Annotated in this window: 13 protein-coding genes; 11 read left to right on the forward strand and 2 right to left on the reverse strand. The window is 62.0% G+C overall.

The window, feature by feature from the left end:
• The first annotated feature begins 13 nt into the window (after positions 1–13).
• From NCT05_RS05970 to NCT05_RS05980, 3 genes are read left to right on the forward strand one after another with little or no spacing between them, the layout of a single operon-like run.
• Positions 14–1,789, forward strand: coding sequence for a bifunctional alpha/beta hydrolase/class I SAM-dependent methyltransferase (locus tag NCT05_RS05970; RefSeq protein ID WP_250501899.1), 1,776 nt, complete (start codon positions 14–16; stop codon positions 1,787–1,789).
• A 56-nt stretch (positions 1,790–1,845) separates the two neighbouring features.
• Complete coding sequence (locus tag NCT05_RS05975; protein ID WP_502801775.1) at positions 1,846–3,168, forward strand: phosphatase PAP2/dual specificity phosphatase family protein; 1,323 nt, start codon at positions 1,846–1,848, stop codon at positions 3,166–3,168.
• On the forward strand, positions 3,165–3,584 hold the full coding sequence (locus tag NCT05_RS05980; protein ID WP_250434403.1) for a hypothetical protein: 420 nt from the start codon (positions 3,165–3,167) through the stop codon (positions 3,582–3,584). The genes NCT05_RS05975 and NCT05_RS05980 overlap by 4 nt, the downstream gene beginning before the upstream one ends.
• 52 nt (positions 3,585–3,636) lie before the next feature.
• Here the strand turns inward: NCT05_RS05980 and NCT05_RS05985 are convergent, their stop codons facing one another.
• Together NCT05_RS05985 and NCT05_RS05990 are read right to left on the reverse strand one after the other, a co-directional pair.
• Positions 3,637–4,146, reverse strand: a complete 510-nt coding sequence (locus NCT05_RS05985; protein ID WP_008350511.1) for a DUF2628 domain-containing protein — start codon at positions 4,144–4,146, stop codon at positions 3,637–3,639.
• A 237-nt stretch (positions 4,147–4,383) separates the two neighbouring features.
• Complete coding sequence (locus tag NCT05_RS05990) at positions 4,384–4,782, reverse strand: hypothetical protein (protein WP_250501901.1); 399 nt, start codon at positions 4,780–4,782, stop codon at positions 4,384–4,386.
• 30 nt (positions 4,783–4,812) lie between these two features.
• On the opposite strand from NCT05_RS05990, the gene NCT05_RS05995 reads away from it, so the two are divergent.
• The 8 genes from NCT05_RS05995 to kdpC all read left to right on the forward strand — a co-directional run bounded on the left by NCT05_RS05995 (position 4,813) and on the right by kdpC (position 12,238).
• Entirely contained in the window at positions 4,813–5,466 is a 654-nt protein-coding gene (locus tag NCT05_RS05995; protein WP_250501902.1) for a tetratricopeptide repeat protein, read from the forward strand.
• 52 nt (positions 5,467–5,518) lie between these two features.
• Positions 5,519–6,673, forward strand: a complete 1,155-nt coding sequence (locus tag NCT05_RS06000) for a polysaccharide deacetylase family protein (RefSeq protein WP_250501903.1) — start codon at positions 5,519–5,521, stop codon at positions 6,671–6,673.
• Positions 6,674–6,718: 45 nt separating this feature from the next.
• Positions 6,719–7,354, forward strand: coding sequence for a YidX family protein (locus tag NCT05_RS06005; protein WP_250501904.1), 636 nt, complete (start codon positions 6,719–6,721; stop codon positions 7,352–7,354).
• Positions 7,355–7,538: 184 nt separating this feature from the next.
• Positions 7,539–7,646: a potassium ABC transporter ATPase gene (locus NCT05_RS06010; protein WP_193788594.1), complete on the forward strand. Its 108-nt coding sequence runs from the start codon at positions 7,539–7,541 to the stop codon at positions 7,644–7,646.
• Positions 7,643–7,738 carry a K(+)-transporting ATPase subunit F gene (gene kdpF / locus NCT05_RS06015; protein WP_008350504.1) on the forward strand — a complete coding sequence of 32 codons (96 nt, stop codon included), beginning with the start codon at positions 7,643–7,645 and terminating at the stop codon, positions 7,736–7,738. The genes NCT05_RS06010 and kdpF overlap by 4 nt, the downstream gene beginning before the upstream one ends.
• A complete protein-coding gene (kdpA, locus tag NCT05_RS06020; RefSeq protein WP_250501905.1) occupies positions 7,735–9,519 on the forward strand; it encodes a potassium-transporting ATPase subunit KdpA in 1,785 nt (594 codons plus the stop codon). The genes kdpF and kdpA overlap by 4 nt, the downstream gene beginning before the upstream one ends.
• Before the next feature lie 14 nt (positions 9,520–9,533).
• Complete coding sequence (kdpB, locus tag NCT05_RS06025) at positions 9,534–11,663, forward strand: potassium-transporting ATPase subunit KdpB (protein WP_175979918.1); 2,130 nt, start codon at positions 9,534–9,536, stop codon at positions 11,661–11,663.
• 5 nt (positions 11,664–11,668) lie between these two features.
• Positions 11,669–12,238 (forward strand): potassium-transporting ATPase subunit KdpC, encoded by a 570-nt coding sequence (gene kdpC / locus NCT05_RS06030; RefSeq protein WP_250501906.1) that lies wholly within the window; start codon positions 11,669–11,671, stop codon positions 12,236–12,238.
• Positions 12,239–12,393: the final 155 nt, after the last annotated feature.

Raw genomic sequence — 12,393 nt, forward strand, 5'->3', positions numbered from 1 at the left:
AGGCAAAAATCACATGACTCAAGCGACTATTCGACGCGCACAAGAGGCGCGCTTCACGACTCACGACGGTGAAGCGCTTTTCTATCGGCACTGGCCCGCGGCGGGCGCGACACGCAGCGGCGCTGTGGTGCTGCTGCATCGGGGGCACGAGCATTCGGCGCGTGTCGCGCATCTGGTCGATGAACTCGACATGCCTGGCTACGATTTCTTTGCGTGGGACGCGCGTGGGCACGGACGTTCGCCCGGCGCGCGCGGATACAGTCCGAACGCAGCGGCTTGCGTGCGCGACCTCCAGTGCTTCGTCGAACACATCCGCGACGTTCATGGCGTCGCCATCGAAGACATGGCGGTCGTCGGTCAGAGCGTCGGCGCCGTGCTGGCCGCGGCCTGGGCGCACGATTATGCGCCGCCCGTGCGCTGTCTCGCGCTCGCATCGCCGGCGTTTCATATCAAGCTGTACGTGCCATTTGCACGTCCGGGATTGCGTCTGATGCACGAGCTTCGCGGTCTGTTCTATGTGAACAGCTATGTGAAGCCAAAATTTTTGACGCACGATCCGGAGCGCATCGCCAGCTATGCCGCGGATCCGCTGATCACGCGGCCGATCGCGGTCAATATGCTGCTGGACCTGCACGACACGGCGAGGCGCATCGTCGACGATGCGGCCGCCATCACCGTGCCGACGCAACTGCTGATCTCGGGTGCGGATTGGGTCGTGCATCGCGGACCGCAGGAACGCTTCTTCGAGCGGCTCGGGTCGGCGCGCAAGGAGCGCATCGTGCTGCCCGGTTTCTATCACGATACGCTCGGTGAACGCGACCGCGCGCAGGCGCTCGCGCCGCTGCGGGCGTTTCTGCTGCGTGAGTTCGAGGCGCCTTGCGCGCGAGTCTCGCTCGTGGATGCCGACACGCGCGGACCTTTTCATGCGGAATACGAAGCGTTGAAACAAGCTCCCGCCAGTCCGCTCGCGCGTTTGTACTGGATGACTGCGCGCGCGGGGTTGCGGGTGGGCGGCGCATTCTCGGAGGGCATTGCACTTGGGCATCGGCTCGGGTTCGATTCCGGCTCGACGCTCGACTACGTGTACCGCAACGAAGCGAGGGGACGCGGATGTGTGGGGCGGCACATCGATCGCAACTACCTCGACTCTCCTGGCTGGGTGGGCATCCGTCAGCGCAAGATCAATATCGAGGCGTTGATCGCCGAGGCGATGACGCGAATCACGCGCTCGGGCGAGACGGTCCGGATCGTCGATATCGCGGCGGGACATGGCCGTTATGTCCTTGACGCCATCGCCGCGGTGACCCGTCGCGATGGCGTGTCGCCCGAGCACATTCTGTTGCGCGATTACAGCGCGCCGAACGTCGATGCTGGACGCGCTCTGATTGCGCAACGTGGTCTCGAAAGCGTTGCGCGTTTCGAGCAAGGCGATGCCTTCGACGAGGCCTCGCTCGCCGCGCTCGATCCCCGTCCGACGCTTGCGATCGTGTCAGGGCTGTATGAGCTTTTTGGCGACAACGCTTCGATAGAACAGTCGCTCCGTGGTCTCGCGCGCGCCGTGCAACCTGGCGGCTACCTCGTCTATACCGGACAGCCGTGGCATCCGCAGCTCGAATTCATTGCGCGCGTGCTTGGGAATCATCGTGGCGAGACAGCGTGGGTCATGCGTCGCCGTTCGCAGGCGGAAATGGACGAACTCGTCGCGCGCGCCGGCTTTCGCAAGATCACGCAGCGCATCGATGAAAAGGGGATCTTCACGGTGACGCTTGCCGAGCGCGTCGCGTCCTGATGAATAGCGCTGCCTTGTCCGTCGCCGGTGCGCGAAGCGAACGGGACGCCTCCTTGATGTTGCGATCCGGATGGCTCGCGATCATGGGCGCGTTGTTCTTTTCGACATACGCCTTCGCGAACTGGCTGGCGTCGACGCGCGCCTCGGTGCCCACCTTCGCATTCGCATGGGAACGGGCCATTCCGTTCATGCCGTGGAGCATCGTGCCGTATTGGTCCATCGATGTGTTCTACGCGCTCTCGTTCCTGTTGTGCGTCAGGCGCGCGGCGCTCTACGCGCACGTCCGCAGGCTTTTCACGGTGCAAGTGATCTCCGTGGCATGTTTCATCGCGTGGCCGTTGAGCTTCGGCGCCGAGCGGCCAGTCTCGAGCGGTGTGACCGGGGTGCTATTCGACCTCCTGACGGGCATCGATAAGCCGTATAACCAGGCTCCATCGCTGCACATCGGATTGCTGATCGTGCTTTGGACGTTCTACGCGGGCGTTCTGCGGAACAAAGCTGCTCGTGCGGTCTTGCATCTCTGGTTCATGGCGATCGGTGTTTCCGTTCTGACCACATGGCAGCACCATGTGATCGACGTGCCGACCGGCGCGGCGGTGGGTGCCTTTGCGCTATTTCTCTTTCCTCTCGCAGACGATGTGACCCGCGCCGCGCTCCCTTGCGCGCGAAGCCGGCGGATAGCTGGCGTCTATGCGACCGTCGCGGTCGCGCTGACCGCATTCACGTTGAGCCTTGTGAGGCATGCCGTTGGTGCCGCGCTTGTCACGGGATGGGTTTCGCTGGCATTCGCTTGCGTTGCGTGGATTTATTGGCAAGGCTCGCCTGCCGCGTTTCAGAAGGACGAGCGGGGCCGCATTCCGTTGGCCGTCCGTCTGCTGCTCGCTCCGGCTATCGCTGGCGCATTCATCAACTCACGGTTATGGACGCGCAAGAGGCCATCGCCTGTTCGCGTTGCGACCGGCGTCTCCATCGGTCGCACGCCGACGCCTCGCGAATGGCGGCAGCATGGTTTCGATGCATTGCTCGATCTGACGGCCGAGATGCCGCGCTGGATCGCGCTCGATCAATCGCATGTGTACCTATGCGTGCCGCATCTGGATCTCGTGCCGCCGACTCTGCTGCGTCTGAACGCGGCTGTCGAGGCGCTCGGTGAGTTGCATCGCGACGGGCGCGATGTGCTGGTTTGCTGTGCGCTCGGTTATGGGCGCAGCGTGCTGTGCGCGGCGGCATGGATCGCGAAGACGCAAGGTTTGCACGATGCACGCGCGGCACTTCTGGCTGTGCGGTCGGCGCAGCGTCGCGCGGTCTGGTCGAAGGACACCGTCGCGTTGCTGCAGGACTGGATCGATCATTGCACGGTTCATGGAAGACAAGGATGAACGCCTATTTCATCGCCGCGGCGCGTGGTGCGCTCGATGCTGGCTGCTGTGCGTGCGCGGTCGCCTTGGCAGCGGCAGGCGTGGGGTGCGGTGTCGCCATTCATTGCGAGCATTTGCATTACGTGCGAACGCTGATCGCGCTCATCAGCACATGTTCGGGCATAGGCGCTTCGTGGCTAATGGTGCGAATCGTCATCGACCGACAGTTGTTCGCCACGCTTGCCGCAATGGAATCTTCGACGCTCGATGATCTCGACCGCGTGCTGATCGAGCTCGGATGGACCGCTGCATCGCGTGCCGGCCGGCCGCTCGATGCACGGGTGCGCGGCGTGACTCGACTGCTCAGGGCGAGCGTGATGCTTGCGGTCGTGCAGTGGGTGTGCGTGGGTGTGGCGGTGGTGGTTGAGGGCGGGTGACATCGTTGCTTCAAACGCTTGCAGCAAAGCCACTCCCATCCCCGACACACCGTCAGCCGAAGAGGGCAATGCCCAGAACCACGATCATCAGAAGCGCGAGCATCCATGCCGCCGCGGCGTTCGTGCCGCCCTTGCGGCACAGTTCGTATTCCGGCGCGCTGCCGGATGAACCCTCGCTGCGAAGTTTGCCGATGCTCCTTAGCACATGTTCCCGGTAGAGAAGATTGCCGGAGAGTCCCAGCGCGAACGAAATCGCGTACGACACAAAGCCGCCAGCCCCATCTCCCAGCGAACCGACGGCGAACCGAAGCAGGACAGCAGCCGCGAACAACGCTCCAGCTTGCCAGTACATCTTTCGATAGACGAGCCAAATTGGACCGATCACGAACGCGGCTCCGTTCCATGTACATCTTGGCTGCCCGCGTTTGTTCAGAAAGGACCATTTGTACGCGTAGTACTTCGCGTTCTTTCCGACGAAGAGAGCGACGTCCGGTTCGAGCGTGGGCGACTGTATCTCGGTGTTGATTTGACGCACGTCTAGTTGATGTTCGGTTGGTTCCATGATGCTTGCCTCGAGTGTGCGGTCCTTTCGTATGTCCGGTCGCGAGCATTGCAGCATGCTGCGCTGTTGTCCACGGTGCCGTATGGCTTTTGCGGAAATTTGAAGAAATTGCGCATCGGCTGCTAGATCGAGCGAATCGGCGATTGCTATGCTTTAATGATTCGGTATCCGAAGAAGTAGCGATGCGATGAATCGCTTCATTCATCGTAATGAAGAAAAAGCAATGTCCAACATCAATCAACCGTCTACTCCTAAAAGATATCCGGCGCGACTGTCATTCTTCAAAGGGACGGCGCCCAGTCGGTTCGTATCCAGAGTGATGCACAAGGCGCTGCGCAGATTCCAGCCGATATGGCGAATGACAGCAAGGTGCTTCTGATCATCAAGAAGGCTGGTTATTCCGATCTGGCCGCCAGGTGCCCATGCGCTGGACTGTCCTATGCGCTGAGTCCGGTGATGAAGAATCTGGATGGCATGCGCGTCGTGCTTACATGGGGACAGCGCCCGCGCGATCTCGATCTGCACGTGTCCTATCCGCAGAATCACGTCTACTTTCAACGCTAAGCCGGGGACGACGCCAATCTGGATGTCGACCACACGGATAGCTACGGTCCGGAAACCATCACGCTCGATCACAAGCGTTCCGGCCAGACCTACGTCTTCGCCGTGCACGATTTCAGCAACGAGAGCAACCCCGCGTCGTCGGAGCTTGCGAACAGCGAGGCAAGGGTGTTCGTGTATGTCGGCCAGTCGCTGGTTCGAACGTTCAGCGTGCCGCGTCAGGCGGGCAATCTGTGGACCGTGTTCCGCGTCAACGGCGAGGGCGAGATTCAGGACATCAACACCATGCGCGGCGTGACGGTCAGAGCGAGCGAGGTGCTCGGCACCATCGACAACTACAACGACGAGCAGTTGAGAATCGTGCCGTCCAATCAGGACTATGTCGACGCGGCCCGCGCGAGCCTGATCAACAAGGACGGCGAGCGTGCCTATCACGCAGGCAACTTCGACGACGCTATCTGGCTGTACCGCGAGGCGATCAGCTTCAATCCGGAATTCGGCCAGGCGTACAGCAATCTCGGGCTCGCCTTCCAGAAGGCCGGACGTGCTGCCGAAGCCATCTGGGCCAATCGCAAGGCGATCGCGCTCGCGAATGGAGCGACGGCCGCGACGGTCCGCGCCAGTTCGTACTACAACATCGGCCGCATCTATGAGGACGCCGGCCAGTTCACCGACGCATTGAGCAACTACCGCGCAGCGCGACGCGAAAAGTCGAATCCGGTCTACGACGCCGCCATTACGCGCGTCAGCAATCGCTAAATCCGTTCAATCCAGGCCCCGGCATCGCGCCGGGGCCCGCATCGCTCATCACATGTACAAGAAAGCTCTCGCGGCGATGCTCATGGCATTCGCCGCGATGTCGTCGCACGCGGCAGGTCCGGTTTCGGTCGCCATCGGCGATCGCGGGACGTGGCCGACATCCATCGATAGTACGGAGAACTTCGATCTCGCTTCGCGCGCCGAACTTCTCGCATTCGGCAAAGCGCTGGCCGATAGCGAACAACTGTCAGACGCCGAGTTGCAGAGCCGGCTGAAGGTGAAATCGTTCGATCGGGCATCGGTCGATCGTATTCGGGGCCGTTATTGGAAGCGTCTGACCGGAAACTATCTGAACGCATCGGCGAATTGCACGCCGAGTGCTCCGTTTTGCGTAAAGGTGCATGGCGAGGCTGACTTCATGAACGCGGCCAAAGCCTTCGCAGTCCCGGCGGATAGTCCGTATCGCGCGTGGTCATCGCAGGCTCGGACGTTTCACAACACGTATCTCGACGAACTGCTGAGACTGGCCGCGCTCTTTCCGAAGGTCAGCAGTGAGATCGACACGTATTCGTCGCGCGAGATCGACGGCAACGAGTTCGCCGACCGCACCTTCCTGCTCACCTTCGACGATGGCCCGACCACCGCCGGCGGCACAACCGACGCGTTGCTGCGGACGTTGCGAGACGCTCGCTTGAATGGCGTGTTCTTCACGCTCGGGACGCGGTTGCAAGCGCGCTTGCAGCAGGCGGGTGCGTCGTCGATGGCGTATGCCTATCGCGGCATGTGCGTCGGCGCGCATGGCTGGGAGCATCGTTCGCACGCAACCTGGCCGTCGTGGGAAGAGTCGGTGGCGCGGAGCATCGGGCTGGCGCAGGCGAATCTGCCGGACAGTTTCGTTCCGCTCTTCAGGCCGCCCTATGGTCAACGCCGAGCGGACAGCGGCGACTTCTTCGCATCGCAAGGCCTGCGTGTGGCGCTATGGAATATCGATTCGCAAGACTGGAACGAGAAGGTGAGCGCGGATGAACTCAAACAGCGCGTGCTCACGCTCATGCTGCTGTGGCGACGCGGGATCATTCTCTTTCACGATATTCATCCGAAGGCGCAGGTTGCGGTGCCCTGGTTGCATGACCGGTTGACGGCATCGGGTGTGCAGTGGATGGATTGCAAGAGGTTGGTCGCGACGAACGCCGATTGCTCGCGCTGATTGTTTGAACCAACGACAGGCGGCGATGCGGTCAAAGGACGTCAAATGAAAAGAAGAAAGTTTATTGCCCTCACGGTATCGATGCCTTTCGCTCTCAGCGGGTGCCTGACATCCGGATTGAACGAGGAAGCAAAGTCGCCCGATTACTACAGGTACGCGGAAACGATAAGCAGTGTGCTTATCTCGGCTGACCAGAAGACGCTAGTGTTTCTTGGTAAGAATTATCACTATATTTTCGATGCGCCGGATCACTTCGTGGATGTCCTTCAGTCACCCTTTCACGCCGGAATGACCGCAGATGTCAATCAGTTCTACGTAGACGGAGACAGCAATGTCAGCGGTTCCTTCGTCTTGAATCTCGACAAGGCGGCGAGCTTCAGCGAAGAGCAGAAGGAGGAACTGGGAAATCTTGGAATCGATCCGCAACGCCGGTCTCTCTCGTTCAGGCTTAGCGGGCGGCGATATGACGCGAAAGGTTTCGACCGGTCGAAGGTCAATCCCATGCTGCTGAACCAGTCTTATGAAGTCTCCGTCAGGGAGCAGCATTACTCCAATGCGAAGAAAGTCATCCTGCTGGCGACGCCCGTGACCGTGGCGGCAGATGGCGCGCTGATGATCCTCGCCATTCCATTGTTGCCTGTGCTCTATGTGGTCTTTATGCGGAACTTTCGTGTGATGTGACGCCCGGTTGATCAGATCGACTCGGGCTCACTCACGCAAGGCACGAAGCATTAGCGCCCGCCTATCCAAGGCGGGCGTTTTTTTACACCATTTTTACACCCCGCCTCCCACTCTTTTCCCGCCCTTTACGTCCATTTTCTTAATCTCCACCTTGTCCTGAACCGCACAAGGGGAGAACACCAAAATGGACCTGATTTACCTCGCCGGCATCGTCCTGTTCTGGGGACTTTGCGTGGCGCTCACGCGCGGCTGCGAGCGACTCGGCCGCCGCGCGACGGGAGGGCGTCCATGAGCGCCTGGATGCTGTGGCTCGCGGCGGCTTCCACGCTGCTGCTCTTCGTGTATCTCGTGTACGCGCTTCTGCGTGCGGAGGATCTCGAATGAACGCCAACACCTTCATGCAGACGGCGCTCTTCATCGTCGTGCTGATTGCGCTGGCCATTCCGCTCGGCCGCTATATCTCGAACGTGCTCGACGGATCGTCCGTTATCGTGCGCAAGATCGGACGCCCGATCGAATCGATGCTCTATCCCATCGCCGGCGTCGATCCCGAATCCGAGATGTCATGGAAGCATTACGCGCTCGCCGTGATGCTCTTCAACGTGCTCGGCGCGCTCGTGCTGTATGCGCTGCTGCGCCTGCAGGGCACGCTGCCCGCCAATCCGCAAGGCATGGCCGGGATGACGCCCGATGCCGCGTTCAACACCGCCATCAGCTTCGTGACCAACACGAACTGGCAGGACTACGGCGGCGAAAGCACGCTCGGCTATCTCGCGCAGATGCTCGGCCTGACCGTGCAAAACTTTCTCTCGGCGGCGACGGGCATCGCGGTCGTCATCGCGCTGATTCGCGGCTTCAAGCGGCATAGCGCTCAGACCATCGGCAACTTCTGGGTCGACCTCACGCGCACGACGCTCTACATCCTTGCGCCGCTTGCCGTCGTGTTCGCGCTCGTCTTCGTGAGCCAGGGCGCGATCCAGAATTTCAAGGCGTATCCGGACGTATCGACGCTGCAGGTCACCACATATCAGACGCAATCCACCGACGCACAAGGCAAGCCCGTCACGCAGACGCTCAAGGCCGAGAAACAGACGCTGCCGATGGGGCCGGTCGCCTCGCAGGAAGCGATCAAGATGCTCGGCACGAATGGCGGCGGTTTCTTCAACGCGAACTCCGCGCATCCGTACGAGAACCCGACGCCGTTCTCGAACTTCATGCAGATGCTCGCGATGCTGATCATCCCGGCTGCGCTGTGCGTCGTGTTCGGGCGCACGGTCGGCGACAGGCGTCAGGGCTATGCCGTGCTCGCGGCAATGACCATCGCGTTCGCCGTCGCGTGCTGGGGCGAGATTGCATCGGAGCAGGCCGGCAATCCGCTTTATGCGTCGCTCAAGGTCGATACGCAAGCGTCCACGCTAGAGGCCGGCGGCAACATGGAAGGCAAGGAAACGCGCCTTGGCATCGCGCAATCGGGCATCTTCACGGTCGCGACGACCGCCGCATCGTGCGGCGCGGTCTCCAGCATGCACGATTCGCTGACGCCGCTCGGCGGCCTCGTGCCGATGCTGCTGATCCAGCTCGGCGAAGTGATCTTCGGCGGCGTCGGTTCCGGTCTCTACGGCATGCTCGCGTTCGCGTTGCTCGCGGTGTTCGTCGCGGGTCTGATGATCGGCCGCACGCCCGAGTATGTCGGCAAGAAGATCGAATCGTTCGAGATGAAGATGGTCTCCATCGTCATTCTGCTTACGCCGCTATTGGTGCTGCTGGGCACATCGATCGCCGTGCTGAGCGCGGCGGGCACGGCGGGCATCGCGAATCCGGGCGCGCACGGCTTCTCCGAAGTGCTTTACGCGTTCAGCTCCGCCGCCAACAACAACGGCAGCGCGTTCGCGGGCCTTTCGGTGAACACGCCGTTCTATAACTCGATGCTCGCCATCGCGATGTGGTTCGGCCGCTTTGGTTCGCTCATTCCGATCCTCGCCATCGCTGGCTCGCTCGCCGCGAAGAAGCGTCTCGCCGTGACAGCGGGCACCTTGCCGACCCACGGACCGCTCTTCGTCGTGCTCCTGCTCGGCACGCTCCTTCTGGTCGGCGCGCTCACGTATGTGCCGGCGCTCGCGCTCGGGCCCATCGTCGAGCACGTCACGATGATCGCAAGCCATTGATTTCCGAGGACAGCATGAATCAAGAGAATCAAACGCCGCTGCATCGCCCGGAGAATCTCGGGCAGGCGCGCACAGCGGCACGTTCGATGTTCGATCCGGCGCTCGTGAAGCCGGCGATCGTCGATTCGTTCAGGAAGCTCGCGCCGCGCACGCAGTTGCGCAATCCGGTGATGTTCTGCGTCTACGTCGGCAGCATTCTGACGACGGTGCTCTGGCTCGCCGCGCTCGCCGGCCAGGCGGAAGCGCCCGCGGGCTTCATCCTCGCGATCGCGCTGTGGCTGTGGTTCACGGTGCTCTTCGCGAACTTCGCCGAAGCGCTCGCGGAAGGGCGCTCGAAGGCGCAGGCGGCATCGCTGCGCCAGGCGAAGCACAACGTGATGGCGAAGAAGCTCAACGAGCCGCATCCGAAATCGCCGATCCGCATCACGACGTCCACGGAATTGCGCCGCGACGATGTCGTGCTCGTCGAAGGGGGCGACGTGATTCCCGCCGACGGCGACGTGATCGAAGGCGTCGCGTCGGTCGACGAATCCGCGATCACGGGCGAATCCGCGCCGGTGATCCGCGAGTCGGGCGGCGATTTCTCGTCGGTGACGGGCGGCACGCGCGTGCTCTCCGACTGGATCGTCGTGCGCGTATCGGTGAATCCGGGCGAGGCGTTTCTCGACCGCATGATCGCGATGGTCGAAGGCGCGAAGCGTCAGAAGACGCCGAACGAAATTGCGCTGACGATCTTGCTCGTCGCGCTGACGCTCGTGCTGCTCTTCGCGACCGCGACGCTGCTGCCGTTCTCGATGTTCTCCGTCGAGGCGGCGAAGCAGGGCCACGTCGTCACGATCACCGCGCTCGTCGCGCTGCTCGTGTGCCTGATTCCGACGACCATCGGCGGGCTGCTGTCCGCGATCGGCGTCGCGGGCATGAGCCGCATGATGCAGGCGAACGTGATCGCGACGTCGGGCCGCGCGGTCGAAGCGGCCGGCGACGTCGACGTGCTGCTGCTCGACAAGACCGGCACGATCACGCTCGGCAATCGCCAGGCGTCGACGTTCGTGGCGGCGCCCGGCGTGGCCGAGCGCGATCTCGCGGACGCGGCGCAACTCGCATCGCTCGCCGATGAAACGCCGGAAGGCCGCAGCATCGTCGTGCTGGCGAAGCAGCGCTTCAATATCCGCGAGCGCGACATGGCGACGTTGCACGCGACCTTTCTCGCGTTCAGCGCGCAGACGCGCATGAGCGGCGTGGATCTGCCGAATCGCGAGATCCGCAAGGGTTCCGCCGATGCGTTGAAGCGTTACGTCGAAGAACGCGGCGGACGTTTTCCGCAGGAAGTGCAGCATGCCGTCGATGAAGTCGCGCGGCGCGGCAGCACGCCGCTCGTGGTGGCCGAGCGCGTGAACGATACGACGCGCGCGCTGGGCGTGATCGAGCTGAAGGACATCGTGAAGGGCGGCATCAAGGAGCGCTTCGCGGAGCTGCGCAAGATGGGCATCAAGACGGTGATGGTGACGGGCGACAACCGGCTGACGGCTGCTGCCATCGCGGCGGAAGCGGGCGTCGACGACTTTCTCGCCGAAGCGACGCCGGAAGCGAAGCTGGCGACGATCCGCGCGCATCAGTCCGAGGGGCGTCTCGTCGCGATGACGGGCGACGGCACCAACGATGCGCCCGCGCTCGCGCAGGCCGACGTCGCGGTGGCGATGAACACGGGCACGCAGGCCGCGAAGGAAGCGGGCAACATGGTCGATCTCGATTCGAACCCGACGAAGCTCATCGAGATCGTGGAGATTGGCAAGCAGATGCTGATGACGCGCGGCTCGCTGACGACGTTTTCCATCGCCAACGACGTCGCCAAGTACTTCGCGATCATCCCGGCCGCGTTTGCGACGACGTATCCGCAGTTGCGCGTGCTGGACGTGATGCATCTGGCGTCGCCATCGTCGGCGATTCTGTCGGCGGTGATCTTCAATGCGCTCATCATCGTGTTTCTGATTCCGCTCGCGTTGAAGGGCGTGAAGTATCGCGCTTTGGGCGCCGCGTCGTTGTTGCGACGGAACCTGCTGATTTACGGGCTGGGCGGCATCGTGTTGCCGTTTCCGTTCATCAAGCTCATCGATATGGTCATTACCGCTCTTGGCTGGAGTTGAACATCATGAAGAATCTGTTGCGCCCCATGCTGGTGTTGTTCGTCGCGTTGACTGTCGTGACGGGCGTGGTGTATCCGGCGGTCGTCACCGCGATCGGACAGGCGGCGTTTTCGCATCAGGCGAATGGGAGTTTGATCGAGCGCGATGGGCGTCTCGTGGGCTCGGAGATCATCGGGCAGCAGTTCGATGCGCCTCGGTATTTCTGGGGGCGTTTGTCGGCTACTGCGCCGAATCCTTATAACGCGGGGAGTTCTAGTGGCTCCAATTTCGGGCCGACCAATCCGGCGCTCGCCGATGAGATCAAAGCGCGCATTGCCGCCTTGCACGATGCCGATCCGGGGAATGAGGCGGCTGTTCCCGTCGATCTGGTGACTTCGTCCGGGAGCGGGCTCGATCCGGAAATCAGTCCGGCGGCTGCGGCGTATCAGGTTTCGCGGGTCGCGAAGGCGCGGGGGATGTCGGTGGCTCGCGTTGAAGCGCTTGTCGCTCAAGCTACTAGCGGGAGGCAGTTTGGAGTGCTCGGAGAGTCTCGGGTGAATGTGCTTAAATTGAATCTTGCGTTGGATGGGGAGTAGTTGGGGGCGCTTGGCTTGGTTTCGCCGGATCCCGTTTTCGTGTCGGTCTATCAGCACTGCCCCTGTGCGGGGCGGCAGTCACTTTCTTTGCTGCTGCAAAGAAAGCAACTGTATTGAGCGTCAAGGGTTGAGTTGGTAAGGATCATGGTTTTGGG

The sequence above is a fragment of the Caballeronia sp. AZ7_KS35 genome, assembly GCF_023631045.1.
GTDB classification, from domain to species: domain Bacteria; phylum Pseudomonadota; class Gammaproteobacteria; order Burkholderiales; family Burkholderiaceae; genus Caballeronia; species Caballeronia zhejiangensis.